At 53.8% G+C, this 19015-nt stretch carries 19 protein-coding genes; 13 read left to right on the forward strand and 6 right to left on the reverse strand.

Annotation, left to right across the window (positions count from 1 at the left end; genetic code table 11):
• The first annotated feature begins 162 nt into the window (after window positions 1–162).
• From K0B01_08535 to purF, 8 genes are all read left to right on the forward strand, one after another.
• A complete protein-coding gene (locus K0B01_08535; GenBank protein MBW6486177.1) occupies window positions 163–1686 on the forward strand; it encodes a sigma 54-interacting transcriptional regulator in 1524 nt (507 codons plus the stop codon).
• A 367-nt stretch (window positions 1687–2053) separates the two neighbouring features.
• Window positions 2054–2275 carry an FAD-dependent oxidoreductase gene (locus K0B01_08540; protein ID MBW6486178.1) on the forward strand — a complete coding sequence of 74 codons (222 nt, stop codon included), beginning with the start codon at window positions 2054–2056 and terminating at the stop codon, window positions 2273–2275.
• Between the two features lie 95 nt (window positions 2276–2370).
• On the forward strand, window positions 2371–2535 hold the full coding sequence (locus tag K0B01_08545; GenBank protein ID MBW6486179.1) for a 4Fe-4S dicluster domain-containing protein: 165 nt from the start codon (window positions 2371–2373) through the stop codon (window positions 2533–2535).
• Between the two features lie 40 nt (window positions 2536–2575).
• Window positions 2576–3907 (forward strand): glutamine synthetase family protein, encoded by a 1332-nt coding sequence (locus K0B01_08550; protein MBW6486180.1) that lies wholly within the window; start codon window positions 2576–2578, stop codon window positions 3905–3907.
• A 169-nt stretch (window positions 3908–4076) separates the two neighbouring features.
• Window positions 4077–5219, forward strand: a complete 1143-nt coding sequence (gene carA, locus K0B01_08555) for a glutamine-hydrolyzing carbamoyl-phosphate synthase small subunit (protein ID MBW6486181.1) — start codon at window positions 4077–4079, stop codon at window positions 5217–5219.
• A gap of 3 nt (window positions 5220–5222) precedes the next feature.
• Window positions 5223–6755, forward strand: coding sequence for a glutamine-hydrolyzing GMP synthase (gene guaA / locus K0B01_08560; protein ID MBW6486182.1), 1533 nt, complete (start codon window positions 5223–5225; stop codon window positions 6753–6755).
• 1 nt (window position 6756) lies between these two features.
• A complete protein-coding gene (gene carB / locus K0B01_08565) occupies window positions 6757–9966 on the forward strand; it encodes a carbamoyl-phosphate synthase large subunit (GenBank protein ID MBW6486183.1) in 3210 nt (1069 codons plus the stop codon).
• A gap of 26 nt (window positions 9967–9992) precedes the next feature.
• Window positions 9993–11408 (forward strand): amidophosphoribosyltransferase, encoded by a 1416-nt coding sequence (gene purF, locus K0B01_08570; GenBank protein MBW6486184.1) that lies wholly within the window; start codon window positions 9993–9995, stop codon window positions 11406–11408.
• 211 nt (window positions 11409–11619) lie between these two features.
• Here purF and K0B01_08575 read toward each other — a convergent pair whose 3' ends face one another.
• The 6 genes from K0B01_08575 to K0B01_08600 all read right to left on the reverse strand — a co-directional run bounded on the left by K0B01_08575 (window position 11620) and on the right by K0B01_08600 (window position 16346).
• Entirely contained in the window at window positions 11620–12498 is an 879-nt protein-coding gene (locus K0B01_08575; protein ID MBW6486185.1) for an McrC family protein, read from the reverse strand.
• A 20-nt stretch (window positions 12499–12518) separates the two neighbouring features.
• Entirely contained in the window at window positions 12519–13253 is a 735-nt protein-coding gene (locus tag K0B01_08580; GenBank protein MBW6486186.1) for a hypothetical protein, read from the reverse strand.
• Between the two features lie 34 nt (window positions 13254–13287).
• On the reverse strand, window positions 13288–13557 hold the full coding sequence (locus K0B01_08585) for a hypothetical protein (protein MBW6486187.1): 270 nt from the start codon (window positions 13555–13557) through the stop codon (window positions 13288–13290).
• A gap of 203 nt (window positions 13558–13760) precedes the next feature.
• The gene (locus K0B01_08590) at window positions 13761–14771 is read right to left on the reverse strand and encodes a virulence protein RhuM/Fic/DOC family protein (GenBank protein ID MBW6486188.1); all 1011 of its coding nucleotides are present in this window, start codon (window positions 14769–14771) and stop codon (window positions 13761–13763) included.
• A gap of 190 nt (window positions 14772–14961) precedes the next feature.
• Window positions 14962–15291: a type II toxin-antitoxin system HicB family antitoxin gene (locus K0B01_08595; protein MBW6486189.1), complete on the reverse strand. Its 330-nt coding sequence runs from the start codon at window positions 15289–15291 to the stop codon at window positions 14962–14964.
• Between the two features lie 533 nt (window positions 15292–15824).
• The gene (locus K0B01_08600) at window positions 15825–16346 is read right to left on the reverse strand and encodes a Mut7-C RNAse domain-containing protein (protein ID MBW6486190.1); all 522 of its coding nucleotides are present in this window, start codon (window positions 16344–16346) and stop codon (window positions 15825–15827) included.
• Between the two features lie 207 nt (window positions 16347–16553).
• Here K0B01_08600 and K0B01_08605 point away from each other — a divergent pair, with 207 nt between their 5' ends.
• The 5 genes from K0B01_08605 (at window position 16554) to K0B01_08625 (ending at window position 18921) form a co-directional block, all read left to right on the forward strand.
• The gene (locus K0B01_08605) at window positions 16554–17291 is read left to right on the forward strand and encodes an RNA methyltransferase (GenBank protein ID MBW6486191.1); all 738 of its coding nucleotides are present in this window, start codon (window positions 16554–16556) and stop codon (window positions 17289–17291) included.
• The gene (locus K0B01_08610) at window positions 17288–17743 is read left to right on the forward strand and encodes an NAD(P)H-dependent oxidoreductase (GenBank protein MBW6486192.1); all 456 of its coding nucleotides are present in this window, start codon (window positions 17288–17290) and stop codon (window positions 17741–17743) included. The genes K0B01_08605 and K0B01_08610 overlap by 4 nt, the downstream gene beginning before the upstream one ends.
• A gap of 75 nt (window positions 17744–17818) precedes the next feature.
• Window positions 17819–18076: a type II toxin-antitoxin system RelE/ParE family toxin gene (locus K0B01_08615; protein MBW6486193.1), complete on the forward strand. Its 258-nt coding sequence runs from the start codon at window positions 17819–17821 to the stop codon at window positions 18074–18076.
• Complete coding sequence (locus K0B01_08620) at window positions 18073–18450, forward strand: helix-turn-helix domain-containing protein (GenBank protein ID MBW6486194.1); 378 nt, start codon at window positions 18073–18075, stop codon at window positions 18448–18450. The genes K0B01_08615 and K0B01_08620 overlap by 4 nt, the downstream gene beginning before the upstream one ends.
• A gap of 3 nt (window positions 18451–18453) precedes the next feature.
• Window positions 18454–18921 carry a hypothetical protein gene (locus K0B01_08625; protein ID MBW6486195.1) on the forward strand — a complete coding sequence of 156 codons (468 nt, stop codon included), beginning with the start codon at window positions 18454–18456 and terminating at the stop codon, window positions 18919–18921.
• Window positions 18922–19015: the final 94 nt, after the last annotated feature.

A 19015-nucleotide genomic window follows, 5' to 3' on the forward strand; every position in this document is an offset into this window, starting at 1 on the left:
TCACGTGTCAACAATATTTTAAATGGTCCGGATATTTGATATAAGACCTTCAGCAAATTTTATAGGACCTTTTGCTTTGCAGCGGTGATGTATATATATGTTGCATTTTTAAGCCAAATGGCGTCTATTTCAAGATCAAATCGGGAGGGCAAGAAAAAGGGAATGAATGCTCAGGGCATCTACAGCTTTGAGGAACTGGCTGCGCTGCATGCAATTGCGCGAATTCTGGCAAAACCGGGGGAGCTGAAGGAACAGATCACTCAGGCCCTGCAGGAGATAAGCGCTCGTCTGGGGATGCAGCGCGGCATGGTTTCTCTCCTGGATCGCGAGACCAGGGAGGCCTGGCTGGATGTTGTTTATGGCGTTGATATCAAAAGCATAAACGTGACATACCTTCCCGGCGAAGGCATTACCGGCAAGGTTGCGCAGACAGGGAGACCACTTGCCATTGAGAATCTGGGGAAAGAACTCCATTTTCTCGACCGAACCGGCGCCCGCCGTTTTTTAAACCGCTCAGAGCTGTCATTCCTCTGTGTCCCGATAATCTACGGGACTCAGGTCGTGGGGGTGTTGTCGGCGGACAAGGCAGCCAGGCAAGTTACTGATATAGAAAAGGAAATAGCTATTCTCTCCTCAGTAGCCGAAATGCTTGCCAAGGCAGTTCACAGCAGGGCCATGGAAGGGGAAAACCACCGCCTGCGCGATCTAATGGGCAGCAACCGTCTTCCCACTTTTGACATTATCGGTCGTTCCCGGGCCATGCAGGCCGTTTTTCAAATGATCGCCCAAGTAGCCGATGCCAATACAACCGTGCTGCTCCACGGTGAAACCGGAACCGGTAAGGAACTGGTCTCCCGGGCAATCCATAACAACAGTTCCCGCATGAAGGGGCAGCTTGTGCAGGTGAACTGTGCTGCAATTCCGGAGACACTGCTCGAAAGCGAACTGTTCGGGCATGAAAGAGGGGCCTTTACCGGCGCCCTGGCGAGGCGCAGGGGGCGTTTTGAAGAAGCCAATGGGGGAACGATTTTACTCGATGAAATAGGCGAACTCTCCTTTTCCGCCCAGGCCAAGCTGCTGCGGGTCCTGCAGGAAAGGCAGTTCCAGCCGCTGGGCTCTTCCCGCCTGATCAAAGTTGATGTGCGGATCATCGCGGCGACCAACCGCAATCTGGAGCAGGATGTTTCTCTGGGCCGTTTCCGCTCCGATCTTTTTTACCGGTTAAACGTCTTTCCCATCTACCTGCCGTCGCTGCGCGAACGGGGGACAGACATCCTGCTTTTGGCCGCTCACTTTGTCGTTAAATATTCAAGAGAAACAGGAAAACCGGCGCAGAAAATTTCCCCGGCTGTATCTGATATTTTTATGGCCTATCATTGGCCGGGCAATGTCCGGGAACTGGAAAACTGCATAGAGCGGGCCATTCTTGTCGCGCACGGAGCAACCATTGAACCGGAACATCTGCCCCCGTCCCTGCAAAGTTGCATTGAAGAGGTCGTCAAAAAGGAGTTCAACAGGCTCGACGCGGCAGTAAAATCAGAGGAAAGAGCCATGATTGTCACCGCCCTGCGGGAAACGGCGGGGAATCAAACCCGGGCTGCCAGGTTGCTGGGAACGACAAAACGGATCATGCAATACCGGATCAGTAAACTGGGCATAGATTACCGCTCCTTCCGCAAGAAATGATACATCTTTGTTTGTTTATTAGGTAATGATACATCTTTGTTACTCGGAATTGACGCTCTTAAAGTTGCCCGGTGTTTAAAACGTCGTTGTATCAATTTGATAGATAGTTTGGTATTTTTTGGCATACATTTGGCTTATACCATTGGGCCCAGAATGGAAACGAGACGCAACGGCTTGCCCTGCGAAACATGGGTATAAATAAATGGCAGGCGCCGCTGAAATTCAGATATGTTTTTTTATAACAGGAAAGGTAGGGTGTTATGTGCAGACTGTTTGCCGTCACGAGTCAGGAACCGTTATCGCCGATGGTGGCGATCCGCGCCCTTGACGTCATGAAGGAGGGGCATGACGGTTCGAACTTTCGTTTCTGCCGGACGAGATAAAAACAGAACGGGGTTTTATCTCGATCGATGCCAACTATCAAACCTCCGCACCCGGCGTCTATGCGGTGGGAGATGCCGCGCGTCTGGGCCTTCTGACCGATGCGATCGGTTCCGGCCGCAAGGCGGCGGTGGCGATTGACGACATGCTGCGGGGTCGGGAAGAGAGACATACGATCAGATTCCGACGATCACGGTTGAACGGGTAAAACTCCAGTATTACGATCCGCGCCCGCAGCATTTCGAGGACATCGTTGCGTGCGCGGCTAATTGCGCGTCCTGTGGCGGCTGCCGGGATTGCGGGATGTGTGAGACGGCCTGCCCGCAGACCGCGATTTCCCGTAAGGAAGGAGAAGATGGACGTTTTGAATATGTCGTTGAGGACAGTCTCTGCATCGGTTGCGGAACCTGTGCGGGCGTCTGTCCGACGGGTGTATGGAATCTTGTCGCCAATGTTCCGCTGGAATAGCCGATAAGGGTAATTCATTTGCTTAAGAGGAGGAGGAGCCATGTATGATTTAAAGACCAGCAAGGATGTCTTGAAGGTGGTAAAAGACAGAAACGTCAGTTTCATTCAGTTCTGGTTCACCGATGTGCTGGGGGTGCAGAAGATTTTCAGCATTACCCCCGACGAGCTGGAAATGGGGATGGAAGAGGGAATGGGATTCGATGGTTCCTCGATCGCCGGTTTCTGCCGGATTGAGGAAAGCGACATGATCGCGATGCCAGATCCGACGACATTTCAGATTATCCCCTGGCGGCCCACGGAGCGGCCCGTTGCCCGGATGATCTGCGACATCCAGACCCCGGACGGGAAACCGTATGAGGGCGATCCCCGGTATGTCTTGAGAAGGACGCTGAAAAAGGTGACCGACAAGGGATACACCTTCTATGTCGGCCCGGAGCTGGAATTTTTCTATTTCGCCAGCGACAAGGCGCCGGAGTTTCTGGATATGGGCGGCTATTTCGATGGTCTGCCGGTTGACCGGGCGACGGATCTGCGCCGCCAGACAATCTTTGCCCTTCAGGATATGGGCATCAGGGTTGAGTACAGCCATCACGAGGTTGCCCCGAGCCAGCATGAGATCGATCTGCGGTACGACGAGGCGCTGAAAATGGCCGACAAGGTGATGACCTACCGCACCGCGGTCAAGGAGATTGCCCGGCTGAACGGCGTTTACGCGACCTTTATGCCGAAACCGGTTTTTGGACAGAATGGCAGCGGTATGCATGTCCATCAATCCCTGTTCAAGGGCGACAAAAACACCTTTTTTGACGGCCGGGACAAGTACAATCTTTCGAAGACCGCCAAGCAGTATATCGCCGGCATCATGACGCATGCCCCTGAAATAACGGCAATCTGCAACCAGTGGATCAACTCTTACAAACGCCTGGTTCCCGGGTACGAAGCCCCCGTTTATGTGGCCTGGGCAAGACGCAACCGCTCGGCGATGGTGCGCGTGCCGATGTACAAGCCCGGCAAGGAGAAGGCCACCCGGATGGAGTACCGTTCGCCGGATCCGGCATGCAATCCGTACCTGGCCTTTGCGGTCATGCTGGCGGCGGGACTCAAAGGGATGGAAAAGGGCTACAAGCTTCCCGAACCGGTGGAGACCGACATCTTCGAGATGGACGAAAAGGCCCGCGCCGAGGCCGGCATCACCTCGCTTCCGGGCAGCCTGTACGAGGCCCTGCAGATTGTCCAGAAAAGTGAGCTGGTTCGCGAAACTTTAGGGGAGCACATTTTTGAAAAGTTCATCGAAAACAAGAAGGTCGAGTGGGATCACTTCCGTGTCCATGTAAGCCAGTACGAGATCGACCGTTATCTGCCGATGCTGTAGGCGTAATGCCTATCTATGCAATACAGGGGAGTTATTCTGAATTTTTCTTTACGCGATAGGAACTTTCTGATAACTCCCCTCTTTTTTTACGCTGGCGAAGCGAAGCCTGATGCGGGCGAGCGGTTGCCACCCGTTCCTGCGCGCGGGAAGACACGGGGAGTTATAAAACATGTTTGAAAAAAGACAAAAAACTGCCCTGCTGGTCCTCGACGACGGCAGCGTTTATCGGGGCCTGGCCTTTGCCGGCGGAGGCGAGATGCCAGGAGAGGTCGTCTTCAATACCGGCATGACCGGCTATCAGGAGATCGTGACCGATCCCTCGTACAAGGGGCAGATCGTCGTCATGACCTACCCGCTGATTGGCAATACCGGCATTAATCCCGATGATATGGAATCCGCAGGCATACATCTGGAGGGCTTTATCGTCCGGGAGTATCAGGATATTCCCAGCAACTGGCGGTCCCGGGAGGATTTGAAGACATTTCTCGAGCGCCATGGCAAGCTTGGCGTGGAAGGAATCGACACCCGCGCCCTGACCCGCCGTATTCGCACCGCGGGGGCGCTGCGGGGGATTCTCTCGACCGAAACAGACGACGTTGAGGCCTTGCTTGCGCGCGTACGTGCATATCCGGGGCTGGTCGGACGGGATCTGGTGCGGGAGGTGAGCTGTCAAACTCCCTATCTCTGGAAAGCAGCATCCGCAGGCGATGCAGATGCGGGGGCTGTCTTTCGGCATCGCGTCGTGGTGCTTGATTGCGGTGTAAAATACAACATCTTGAGGAACCTGGAAAAACGGGGGTGCGAGGTGCTGGTTGTTCCGGCCACAACGACGCACGACGCAATCCTCGCCCTGCGGCCGGACGGGGTTCTTTTGTCCAACGGACCCGGCGATCCGGCGGCCCTGCCGTACATCGTCGAGACAGTGAAAAACCTGCTGGGTAAGGCGCCTATTTTCGGCATCTGTCTCGGCCATCAGATCCTGGGGCAGGCGGTGGGCGGCCGGACAGCGAAGCTGAAGTTCGGCCATCACGGAATCAATCAGCCTGTGCGCAACATACAAAGCGGAAAGGTGGAAATAACCTCTCAGAATCACGGCTTTGTGGTACTGCCCGAGTCGCTTCCCGAAGGCAGAACAAAGCACAGCTTAATGTCCATAAACCTCCAGGAAAACCTCAACGATTGCACTTCGGAGGGTCTTCTCTATCCGGAGCTTTCCGCCTTCAGCGTTCAGTACCATCCAGAGGCGGCGCCGGGTCCGCACGACGCCTCATATCTGTTTGATGAGTTCATCAAGCTCATGAATAAGGAGTAAAGCATGATTCTGATTATCGATTTCGGTTCCCAGTACAACCAGCTTATCGCCCGGCGCGTCCGTGAGCATCAGATTTACTGCCAGATCGAGCCGCCGGATATCGCAATTGAAAAGATACGGGATTTGCAGCCCGAGGGGGTTATTCTTTCCGGCGGGCCGGCCAGCATCTACGAAAAGAATGCCCCGCGCGTCGATAAGGGTGTATTTTCACTCGGCGTTCCGGTTTTGGGAATCTGCTATGGCTTGCAGTTCATGGTAGATGCCTTGGGCGGCAAGGTGATCGCCTCGCAAAAACGGGAGTACGGCCTGGCCGAGTTAAATGTGGCGGAAAAGGGAGGGGCGCTCCTGGCCGGAGTTGCCGGGACAACCAATTCCTGGATGAGCCACGGCGACCGGATCGGCCGTTTGCCGAAGGGTTTTTCCATTACCGCCGGCACGAAGAACACGGAGGTCGCCGCTGCCGAAGACACAAAGCGCCGCCTCTACGGTCTGCAGTTTCACCCCGAGGTCGTCCATACCGTGCACGGAAAAAAGATCATTGAAAACTTCCTGTTCGGGATCTGCCGCTGTGAAAAGAGCTGGACGATGAACGCCTTTATCCGCGATGCGATCGTGGATATCCAAAGGACGGTCGGCGACAAACGGGTGGTGCTCGGTCTGTCCGGCGGGGTTGATTCCTCGGTCGCGGCCGTCCTGCTGCAGCGGGCGATCGGCCGCCGCCTCACCTGCGTTTTCGTGGACAACGGCCTGCTGCGTCTCGACGAAGGGAAAAAGGTGCGGGAGGTTTTCGGGAGGCATTTCCGGATGAACCTGCGTTTTGCCCGGGCGGGGAAGACATTTCTGGAAAGGCTGAAGGGGGTAACCGATCCGGAACGTAAGCGCAAGATCATCGGCCGCACCTTTATCGAGGTCTTCGACCGGGAGGCAAAGGCTATTCCGAACGCGGAGTTTCTTGCCCAGGGCACCCTCTACCCCGACCTGATTGAATCGCACTCGGCCTTCGGCGGGCCGAGCGCCGTCATCAAATCCCACCACAACGTAGGTGGATTGCCGAAACACATGAAGCTGAAACTCGTCGAACCGCTGAAGCACCTCTTCAAGGACGAGGTGCGGCTTTTGGGGAAGGAACTCGGGATGTCCGACGAGCTGATCTGGCGGCAGCCATTTCCCGGACCCGGACTCGCCGTGCGGATTGTCGGCGAGGTCACCGCCAAAAGGCTCGCGGTGCTGCGCAACGCCGATGCGGCGCTGATGGAAGAGATCAAGGCGGCGGGGTTGTATCGGGAGCTCTGGCAGTCGTTCGCTGTTTTGCTGCCGATCCGCAGCGTCGGGATTATGGGCGACCAGAGAACCTACGAGGATGCGATTGCGATCCGGGCGGTGACCAGCGAGGACGCGATGACCGCCGATTGGGCGAAGCTCCCGCATGAGCTCCTGGGGCGCATTTCCAACCGGATCATCAATGAAGTGCGCGGCGTCAACCGGGTTGTCTATGACATCAGCTCGAAGCCGCCCGCCACCATCGAATGGGAGTGATATGCCGAAAAGAACCGATCTGAAAAAAATCCTGATCATCGGCTCCGGTCCCATCATCATCAGCCAGGCCTGCGAGTTTGACTATTCCGGCACCCAGGCGTGCAAGGCTCTGAAGGAAGAGGGCTATGAGGTGGTGCTGGTCAACTCCAACCCGGCGACGATCATGACCGACCCGGAAACGGCAGATCGCACCTATATAGAACCTATTACGCCAGAAGTTCTTGAAAAGATTATTGAAAAAGAAAGACCGGATGCGTTGCTTCCTACCCTCGGCGGACAGACCGGCCTGAACACGGCGGTCGCGGTCGCCGAGTCCGGGGTGTTGGAAAAATACGGCGTCGAGATGATCGGGGCGTCGCTTGCGGCCATCCACAAGGCGGAGGATCGGCAGCTCTTTCGTAGCGCGATGGAAAAGATCGGCCTGAAGGTTCCCAAAAGTGGCTTTGCCCGGACGATGGAGGAGGTTTTTCTGGTTGCCGCCGAGATCGGGTTTCCCATTATTGTTCGCCCCTCGTTTACCCTCGGCGGGACGGGCAGCGGGGTTGCCTACAACCGCGAAGAGCTCGCCGCCATCGCCAAGGGCGGTCTCGATGCTTCGCTCATCCACGAGATCATGCTGGAGCAGTCCGCCCTCGGCTGGAAGGAGTACGAACTCGAGGTGATGCGCGATCGCGCAGACAACGTCGTCATCATCTGTTCGATCGAGAATCTCGATCCGATGGGCGTGCACACCGGCGAATCGCTTACCGTAGCCCCGGCTCAGACGCTGACCGACGTCGAGTACCAGATAATGAGGGATGCGGCAATCGCGGTCATCCGGGAGATCGGCGTGGAAACCGGGGGGTCGAACGTCCAGTTCGCGCTCCATCCTGAAACCGGCGAGATGATCGTCATCGAGATGAACCCCCGCGTTTCCCGTTCGTCCGCCCTGGCCTCGAAGGCGACGGGTTTTCCGATTGCGAAGATCGCCGCGAAGCTGGCCGTCGGTTACACGCTCGATGAGCTGCCCAACGACATCACCCGCGAAACGATGGCGTCCTTCGAGCCGACGCTCGATTACTGCGTCGTCAAAATTCCCCGCTGGACATTCGAGAAGTTTCCGGAAACAGAAGATTTTTTGACAACGTCCATGAAGTCGGTCGGCGAGACGATGGCGATCGGCCGCACCTTTCACGAGTCCCTGCAAAAGGCGATCCGCTCGCTGGAAATCAAGCGCTTCGGTCTGCTGGACGGCACTGACGAGGAAAAGGACTGTTCTCCCGAGGAGTTGGAGCAGAAGCTGCAGCAACCTAATTCGCTACGGCTTTTCTATATCGCGATTGCGTTCAGCCGTCAGATGACTATTGAACGAATACATGAACTTACGATGATTGACCCCTGGTTTTTGCGCCAGATAAAGTCGCTTGTGGCGGCAGAAGAAGAACTCCGGAGGGAGGGGTTCTCAACCGACAACCTGTATGCCGCAAAACGGCTGGGTTTTGCCGACCGTTATCTCGGCGCCCTCTGGAATCTCCCCGAGGAGGAAATCCGCGCTCGTCGCTATGCCGCCGGGATAGTTCCCGTTTACCAGCTTGTTGACACCTGCGCGGCGGAATTCGAGGCCTTTACCCCGTATTATTATTCGACCTACGAAACCGAAACCGAGACGCGGCCCTCCGGGAAAAAGAAGATCATGATCATCGGCGGCGGTCCGAACCGGATCGGACAGGGGATCGAATTCGATTACTGCTGCGTCCATGCCTCGTATGCGATTCGAGAGGAGGGTTTGGAGAGCATCATGGTAAATTCCAACCCGGAGACGGTCAGCACCGACTACGACACCTCGGATCGGCTCTTTTTCGAACCGGTAACGCTCGAGGATGTATTGCATATTCTGAAGGAGGAGAAGCCCGAAGGAGTGATCGTGCAATTCGGAGGGCAGACCCCGCTGAACCTGGCCCGCAGTCTGGAGCAGGCGGGGGCGCCGATTCTGGGCACCTCGCCCGACGCGATCGACCGTGCGGAGGATCGGAAGCGTTTTCAGGAGATTGTGCGGCGGCTGGATCTGCTTCAGCCGGACAACGATACGGCGATGACTGAGGAGGAAGCGGTAAGCGTTGCCGGCCGCATCGGTTACCCGGTTCTGGTGCGCCCCTCTTACGTACTCGGTGGGCGTTCGATGGAAATCATCTACGACGAGGCAAGTCTGCGGCTGTTCATGGGGCGGGCGCTGGAGGTTTCCGCCGGCCATCCGGTTTTGATCGACAAGTTTCTCGAGGATGCAATCGAGGCCGATGTCGATGCGATCAGCGACGGAAAAACAACGGTTGTAGCCGGAATCATGGAACATATCGAGGAAGCTGGCATCCACTCCGGCGACAGCGCCTGCGTCTTGCCGGCGATGACCTTTTCCCCGGAAATTCTCGCCAGGATTGAGAGTCAGACCAAGGCGATTGCCGCCGAACTCCATGTTGTCGGCCTGATGAATATCCAGTACGCAATCAAGGATAACAAACTGTACCTGCTGGAGGTGAATCCCCGGGCGTCGCGCACCGTGCCGTTTGTCAGCAAGGCCACCGGAGTGCCGCTGGCCAAACTGGCGACGAAGGTCATGTTGGGGAAAACACTGGAGGAACTGGGCTTCACAGTGCCGGTGCGCCCCGCTTATATTTCGGTAAAAGAGGCGGTTTTTCCATTCAACCGTTTCCCCGACGTCGATATTCTGCTCGGCCCGGAGATGAAATCAACGGGCGAGGTGATGGGCATCGACCACTCCTTCGGCCTGGCCTTCGCCAAATCGCAGATGGCCGCCGGGTTCCAGATTCCCCTCTCGGGCAAGGTGTTTTTGAGCGTGCATGATTTCTACAAGGAACGTATAGTTCCCGTCGCGCGCTCCTTTGCAGCAATGGGATTCAGGATCGTCGCAACCGGCGGAACGGCGGAAACATTGCGCGCGCATGGGGTTTTGGTTGAAACAGTCAATAAGGTCAGCGAGGGACGTCCCCATGTTGTCGATCATATCAAGAACGGCGAACTCCAGATTGTGATCAACGTCAGTCTGGGCAGGCGTTCCTCCCTGGATGCCTGCCATATAAGGCGGGGAGCTCTCCTGTACAATGTCCTCTACACAACAACCCTCTCCGGCGCCCGGGCGCTTGCCGAGGCGGTCCACGCCCTTAAGCAGGAGGCGTGGGGGGTGGCGCCGCTGCAGGAGTATCATCATAGCTTATAATCAGGGGCAATAACGGGATGCAAGAAATGAAAACGTACGAGGACGAGGAAGGGCCGCGCGAGGAGTGCGGGGTCTTTGCGGTCTATGGCCACGAGGATGCTGCACGGGTTGCATTTTTCGGCCTTTTTGCTCTGCAGCACCGCGGGCAGGAAAGCGCGGGGATTACCTCTGCCGACGGTTGCCATGTCTGGGAACACAAGGGGATGGGGCTGGCCTCGGAGGTTTTTCACGAGGATGTCCTCTCGAAACTTCCCGGGAACCTGGCCATCGGCCATGTCCGCTACTCTACCACCGGCTCTTCGGTGCTTTCCAATGCCCAGCCTTTTTTGGTGCATCACGCCGACGAGTACTACGCGCTTGCCCATAACGGAAATATTGTCAATGCCCTGGCGCTAAGGGCGGAGTTGGAACAGAAGGGGGCGATTTTCCAGTCCACAATGGACAGCGAGGTGATCGTCCATCTGATGGCGCCCTACTTGAAAGAAGGACTGGAGACAGCGATCACGAAGGCCCTGGCCCGGGTGGAGGGGGCTTACAGCATCGTCATGCTGACCAAAAACAGGATTGTCGCCTTCCGCGATCCCCGGGGCTTCCGGCCGCTGTCGCTGGGAACCCTCAACGGCGGCTGGGCTGTGGCGTCCGAGACCTGCGCGTTTGATTTGGTCGGGGCGAAGTACATCCGCGACATAGAGCCGGGCGAGATGGTGTTCATTGACGAAACCGGGCTGCACAGCATGAAGCCGTTTACCCCGGTCAAGCCCGCCCATTGCATCTTCGAGCTGATCTATTTCTCCCGCCCGGACAGCAACGTCTTCGGCAGGAACGTCTATATGTGCCGCAAACGGCTGGGGCGCAATCTGGCGCGGGAGTACCGTCCGGACGTAGAGCTGGTGATGCCGTTTCCCGATTCGGGGAATTACGCAGCGATCGGCTATGCGGAGGAAAGCAAGATTCCCTTTGAAATGGGGATGATAAGAAATCATTATGTCGGCAGAACCTTCATCCAGCCCAGTCAGATCATGCGGGATTTCGGCGTGCAGGTGAAGCTCAACCCGGTTACCCCGTTGCTCGAAGGCAAAAAAATCCTGATCATCGAGGATTCCGTTATTCGGGGAACGACCAGTAGAAACCGGGTGCGCCGCCTGCGCGAATGCGGGGTGAAGGAGATCCACATGGCGGTGAGCTGTCCGCCGACCCGCAACCCCTGTCCGTACGGGATCGATTTTTCGGTGCGCGGCGAACTGATCGCCGTCGGGAAGGCGACCGAACAGGAAATTGCGGCGTTTATCGGTCTCGACAGCATTCACTACCTGTCTCTCGCCGGAATGATCGATGCGATGGAACTGCCGGGGGATAATTTCTGCCTTGCCTGTTACAACGGCGCCTACCCCGTGCCCCCGCCTGAAAAATTCGGGAAATTCTGCCTGGAAGACGCCCACTAACCGCAGAGTACGACCCGTAATGCCTATCAAAAAGCATGCATTTTTTGTTGTCTCCTACGAGTCAATGAAACTGGAAATCGTTCCCATCTAACAATTATTTATTGAAGTCGTTAAATCTATCCGATGCCTTTAGGTAGCACCTTTCATCCAGTATTGCACATGAGCAATTAAAGAAAAATATAAAGGCAGCAGATAAATAATCCTGCGGATATCAAAGTAATTCGGCATTGGTCAGTATAGCGACAATGTCTTTTCCAAGATCGCCTCGTAGTTTATGCCCGTCGAACAGTTCTAAAAATACCATACCACAGTTGTGGTCAAAAGATGGCTGAAGTGCTTTGCCCTGGAAATACCTCCCCTGAATATTCGCTTGGTTGCCGACTCTCGGATAAAGAAGAAAGCTTCGGTTTGCACCGAATTGGACGTTGTACGCGTGCATCTGCTGCAGATCGGCATCGCCTGGTTTACCATCGCCTGGAATTTTCCATTTGGTATCCATGACGACCCGCTCGTAATTGGAACCGGTATCGATCTGGGCAATGATGTCGGGACGGATGGCCTTCTGCATATTATCGGCAGACCAGAATGGGCGGGATACTTGAGCCTTGAACGAGATCCGACGGAACGTCTGTTTCATTTCTGCCCGCTTAAGCTGAACGTAGACAAAATGTTCGAACAGGGTATTCATATCGAACAGGATCGCCAGGACATCCTCCCTGCCGCCACAAACGTCGGGATTATAGTTCAGTATGATCAAGCGGGCGAGTTGCTGTCTCAACCTGGCATCCGACATCGATGCTACCCGGATGAATCCTGATTGACGGAGCATTTCGATCAGAGCGCCCTGCCACTTCTTTTTCTGGCTGGACGAGTCAGGACCCTTGTCTGCCTTGGGCAGAATCTCTATGGTCAGGTTTCCAACCTGGATGACGCCAACATAGTTTCGGAAATGGATGCGATCGAATCCGACCGCAAAGAACCGATTGCCATGCCGTTCGTTGTACTGCACCAAACGCTTGAAGTGGTCATGGGTAAACGACCCCCTCACTGGCAGTGTTGTGTGTTCGAACACCTGGATGACATTACTCATATACTGCACGGAAATCCTCGTCATTCAGGGTCATGGGATCTTGTAACGCGTAAACGCGTCGTTGCACCCCACTTGAGAGAGTCCTGAGTCATAAAGTAGAAGCTCTGCAAATCGATCATGTCCCGCGGTGTCCATTCCGCCAGCTCCCCACGCAAGGTCTTCATGATCGTCAGAACCCTTCGATACTCCTCGACCGTTAAGAACTTGCCGTCTCCGAGATGCTTTTCACCGATCGACTTCAGGAACCCATCAAAAATCGCCGGCTTAATGAAGATATAATTTTGCGGACTCCAGAAGCAGATGAAAAAGGTTGGAATAGCTTTACTCATGTTGGCAGGGCAGTTGTTTCCTTTGAGCCACGTCAGGAGATTTTGCATCGGCTCATCGATCTCCCCGCCAATACTAACGGAATTGAGCAGGGCATGAAGCCGATTCTTGAATTCGCGGGACTTTGCCTCCGTATTCAATATACTGTAAAGTACGTCTTGATCCCTCCATCCAATGAAGTTCTGCCTTTCTTTAAGCCCGGGCAGCTTGTCAGAAAATAGTTTCTTTAGAAGTTTCTTGAATTCTTCGGTTGATAGTGAGTCGGAACTTGATGAGATCCAGGCATCGAACAACTGGTGCAGATACGATGATGTTACCCGTTTGTATGTGTCTTCAGAATCAAGGTACTCCTGACTGCTGTCGCTGAAGTTTTTAAAGGAAGGGAAGGATTGGAGAAAGACCTGTTTCAGTTCCGAAATATTTTCCATGTAATGTCCCTCTATATTAGGATGTGCAGGCCACCTACGAGAATACCCTTGGCTTCAGGAGCACGAGCCTTGACTTCTCCCTATCTCTGAATCCCATGAGCGACCTCGGCCATTTTCTAACATCGAACAGGGTATTTACCTCGTAGGCGTTCGTCCCTGATACACCGACCTTGAATGTTCCTGATCCGACGCGAAGAATGATGGCAAGCAGATCGGCATCCGTCAGCCGTTCCGGGCCTTCGGCAAAGAGTCGTTCGCGCGGACGTTCGTTTGTTGGCCAGCTCTTGATTCGTTCAGAACTCACGTTACAGCCCTATCGTTAATGTCCAGCTATTCGTGCACCAGTCCAAATGCACGGTCGAGATCAAAGCGTTCAAAATCCGATGATCGCAGCACCGGTTTCAATTCCGTGTTGATCCGGGTTTTAAGTTTATTTTTTCGCACCGATGATCTCTATCCTCGACCTTGGGTTTCAAGTTGTGGGGCTTAATTTCACTATCTCCACCATCATTTCCTACCCGTAATCAAATTGACTACGACTTTCGTCAGAACGTCTTTCTCTTCCGGCTTACTTTCTGCAATCATCAGCGTGATGGCGACCAGAGCATTGTCGGCAATGTGCCGGGAGCCGTCGGCGCAATAAAGGATACCGTTCTTCTCCATGAGCCAGAGAAACAAGGCGGCAATGCGCTTGTTGCCATCCACGAAACTATGGTTCTTTACCAGAAAATAAAGAAGATGCGCGTCCTTTTCTTCAAGGCTCCGATAGAGGTATCTCCCGTTGAACGTCTGCATCACCGCCCCCAGCGAACCAGGAAGGCTGTCGTCTTTCTCTCTGCCAAAGAGATCTGATCCTCCGAATTTGCAGCGCAACTGCTCGATGACGATTAAGGCCTCCTGATAATCAATACCTTTTGCCGCTGCCTTCTTCAAACGGGCAAGTGAAACCCGCTGGTGATCGTAATCGTCCAATAAGTCAAGGGCATAAGAATAATCCGTCACCACTTGGAGAAGCGCCCTGGCCTGGTCTGATGTCACATCATACCGGTCCAAGACCTGACCGACCAGCTTAAGGGACTGACGTAGTTCCTTTAAGCGGCGCTGGTTAACAGAATACCCCTTCAGGATATGGTCGCGCAAGGTCTGCGTCGCCCAGATGCGGAACTGCGTGCCGCGCTTGGAGTTGACGCGATAGCCCACGGAGAGGATGGCATCGAGGTTGAAGTTTTCGACCTGACGTTCGACGATGCGCCTGCCTTCATCTTGAACTGTTGCAAAAAATGCAACTGTTGACCCGCTGTCAAGTTCGCCCTCGCGGAACACATTGTTTAAGTGACGGGAAATAACGGATTTATCGCGATCGAAGAGGGATGCTATCTGGTTTAAATTCAACCATAATGTGTCCTTTTCCAGCCGGACATCGAGACTTATCGTGCCGTCCGGGTTGTTGTAAAGCACTACGGCGCCGGTGCTATGTTTGCTGAGCGGTTCACTATGGATGCCGGATTGCTTCTTCATCACAACCCTCCAGTGCGGTTGATCATTTCAGTGCGGGATGGATCCATTGACAATCAAACCCCATTCTTTATTTACACTGTCCTTTGCACACTTCCAATCTGAAATCAATGAGGTCGCACCAATGGGTATCGTATCGACTTGTATTTGCAGTGAATTTAAAATATAATTGAACAAACAGGTATTTACATGTTTAGCGGCTCAGTTTAGCTCCAGCTATACGGTTTAAGCTAACGCCTGATTCCGATGCCTGAATAGCAAGATTCCTATGAATTTCAGGAGGGACACGAACCATAAATTTACCGCTATATCTTTTACAGGCTATCGTTTGCGGGACTGCCTCACCGGTATGCGTCATATCGTTGATAACAATCTCAATGGTCTTACGAATACCCTTCAAGGCCGACTCAGGCGTCTTATCCAACCAGCTCAAACTCGGGAGCTCGGTGCATAAACCGACATATTCTTGATCATCATCAGACCAAGTTACGCGGTAAGTATAACAATCATTTTTCAGTGGCATCTTCAACCTCCAAATTGTCAATAGCCAAAAGTACCTACTTTACCTGGCCTTATTATTCTGTATGTTGATCCGTGGGTCTCCTTGCCAAGGCATCTTGTATACGTGGTGACTTCCATCCTTTTGGCGCGCCTGCCCGAAATAATAAATACAGACTTTGCTTAAGTCAGCAAAGCGAACGTCCGCGGGGTTATTTTTCATCTGTATCAGAATATCTTCAACCTTGGCCATGTTTTTATAGTATCAATATTGATATTTATGTGAAGCCGTTTATTTCAGCCCTGACCTCTGCGCATTTCCATCGGAATTCATTGGATTCGATTCATGAGCTAAATCGTTGACTTGTATTGAAGTCTTGGATGATTCAAAAAAAGAAAGCCTGTTGCTTACAGGAAGTACAAAAGCCCCCCGATCCTCCCTCAAAAATGCCACATTTCAAGCACAATATCCTTGATATACCTTGTTAAAAAATTGCAACTTTGAACAGTGTATTTGAACAGCTTCAAAAAAATCCCAAAGCGCCTATCGCTCCAATATTAAGGGCAACGCCAGAAGGCCTCCATTTTCCTGCTCATTGATTGCCAATGGGTTCCCTGCCAGTAGAGGCGGTGGCAGGCGGGGCATTCGGCAAAATAGTCCTGGGTGAGGAACACGTAGGGCGGGACACGGTCCTTCACCGTTGCTTTGGGACATCCTTCCAGCCGCCGGTTGCATTCCAGGCAGATGGTAAAAGGACGAAGGCAGCCTTTATCCAATTTCAGGGCGCCAATGACCTGCCGCACCTGTGCAGTAAAACGGTCGCTCTCGATGAGGACAGACTGGATATGTCCAGCCACAATAACACGGCGTTTCATAATTCGCCGGTCACGGGTCAGAAGTATGCGTTTTTCGTTCAAGGCGGCGGCGATTATTGCGGCATCGTCGGCGCCGGTAAAGAGGAGGGCGTCAAAACCTGCCATGCGCAGCCACTTTGCCATTTTGCCAACATTATTGTCGACGATAAATTTAAGCTCGGTGTCCATCATCTTCGTAACGGCGGCGGAAATTGCACCTTTCAAACCATATTCAACTCTCTCTGCCGCTCATAGGCAGTGAAGCTTTGTATCGGGAGCCGTGCAATTCTCCGCCTGCTCATCCTTGTTCGAATAAAAAGCAATTGATTATTTTTGAAAATTAGTTCACCCTCCGCCGGTCGTTCATAACACAAAAAAGGTAAGGACGGTTACATTTGATTGTTCATTTTTAACACGTTTGAGGGTTAAAGAGTGCACGCAAAACTCGATAACATCGCGATTGTCCTGAAAGGCCCGAAGTTTGCCGGGAATGTCGGGTCGGTGGCGCGGTGCGCCAAAAATATGGGCATAGCAAAGCTGATTGTTGTCGGCAACCGGGAGCTCGACGACGAGGAAATGCGCAAGATGGCGACCCATGTCGCGGGCGATATCGTTGATGACATCCGCCATTACGACACGCTTGACGAGGCCCTGGCCGAATTCAACTGGGTGGTCGGGACGACGGCGCGGCAGGGGTGGGGGCGCGGGCCGGTGGTCTCGCCGCGGCAAATGGCCGAGCAGATCGTCAATGCGTCGCAGGAAAATCGGGTCGCCCTCCTCTTCGGCCCGGAGGACGCGGGGCTGACCAACGACGATTTGCGCTTCTGCCAGACACTGGTCTCGATTCCCACCGCCGGCTTCAAATCGCTGAACCTCTCCCAGGCGGCGATGGTCGTCTGCTACGAAATATTTGTCGCCCACCGGGAAGAAACCGCCGGATTTAAACAAAAACTCGCCGAAGCAAGGGAACTGGACGGCATGTACGCCCACCTGCAGGCGACCCTGTCGGCAATCGGCTTCCTGCTGCCGGAAAATCCCGATTACTGGATGACCCATATCCGCCGCCTCTTTTCCCGCACCACGCTGCTGGCGCGGGAGGTCAAAATCATTCGGGGCATCTGCCGCCAGATCGAGTGGTACGGCGACCACAAGGAGCGCAAGACACCATGACGAAAATACTCATTATCTATCACTCACAGACGGGAAACACCGAAAGGATGGCGCAGGCCGTAGCCGAAGGCGCCCGCCTCCTTGAAAATACGGAGGTTCTGATAAAAAAGGCGCAGGAAGCCTCCGTTACAGACCTGCTGGCGGCGGACGGTCTGGCGATCGGAACCCCGGAAAACTTCGGATATATGGCGGGGATGATAAAGGATTTCTTTGACCGGACTTTCTACCCGGCACAGGATAAGGTGTTCAGAAAACCGTATGTCGTTTTTATCAGCGCCGGAAACGACGGCGAAGGCGCCCTCCGCAGCGTCGAGCGGATCGCCCTGGGTTACAAATTCAAAAAGGTTTACGAACCGGTGATTTCTACCGGTGGTTTGACCGAGGACGTCCTGGAAAAATGCCGTAACCTCGGAGGCGTGCTTGCGGGCGGCTGCCAAATGGGAATTTTCTGAGCAGGACAGAGCGAGAGAATCTTTGCGTTAATAATTCATTTGATTTTCATTTAATTATCCGTTAACATTCGCAACATGTTCGCGATCAGATTCAGCAAACAGGCCAACAAAATCAAGGCAAAAAAGCCCAAGGGCATTGCCGGGCGGATTGATGCCGAGCTTGAATCGATCGCCGCAAATCTCGCAGCCTATCAAGGAGACTGGAAGCCGCTGCAAGGCTCACCTTTTTGGCGACTGCGCGTGGGGGATTGGCGGGCAATCTGTGAAATTATCAACAAAGAACTTATAATCTACGTCCTTAAAATCGGATCGAGAGGAGACGTTTACAAATGAACATCCAGATCATCGAACATAACGGCGCACCGGAATATGCAATCGTCCCTTTTCGTGAATGGGAAACGATCATCGATCGTTTGGAAGAGATGGAAGATATTCGTGATGCCCGTACGATCTCTGCCGCAATTGCCGGCGGTGAAGAAACCTACCCGCATGAATTCGTCAAGCGCCTGTCGTCAGAGGAAAATCCTCTTAGGGTATGGCGTGAATATAGAAAACTCACACTGGCAACGCTGGCCAAGGAGTGCGGCGTATCAATCCCGGCCCTGTCCCAGATCGAAAACGATAAGCGAACCCCCAGCGTGGATTTACTGCGTAGGCTTTCAAAGGCGCTACGCTGCGACATGGAGGACCTTATCCGGGTAGATTAGCGAATGCTTTATCGTTTGATTTTACAAAAAGCGCAGGAATGGCTTACCTCGGAAGGATGTACGATCCGGCCGCTTCTGGATTACATCAATGCCAACGGCAATTTTCGCGAAGCCCAGGTGCAAGCCCTGCTCGTATACTTATTCCTGAAAATCGCAGGCGGGAATAAACGGCTCGGGACATTGTTTGCGGAGGGATTTTTCGCCCGCCCTGAAGACCTCTCTTCCCTGAACATTAATCAAGCCGCCCGAGCTGTTTTTGAAGCGAATCCCGCGGCAAGGGCATTATTTGATCTGTCTCGCACCCCGCTCAATGGCCCGACTAACGGCAATGGTCACGGCAAAAAAAATCAAAAAACCCTGTTTCCTGATCTGGAAAAATACCTTGTGGCGCATCCGCAGGAGACAGATTATTTGTCCATCAGCAAGAAACTTTTTTACAGTCGAGTAGAGCAGCTTCTCCCGACGCTGTAGGCTGATGTTTGTGTTCTCCGTTTCCGCCTGGTTTCCCGGCGGTGCCACATCATCTCAACCATACATCAGTTGTCGCTGACCCCTCTCAGAACCG

The sequence above is a fragment of the Syntrophobacterales bacterium genome (assembly GCA_019429105.1).
Classification (GTDB): domain Bacteria; phylum Desulfobacterota; class Syntrophia; order Syntrophales; family UBA5619; genus DYTH01.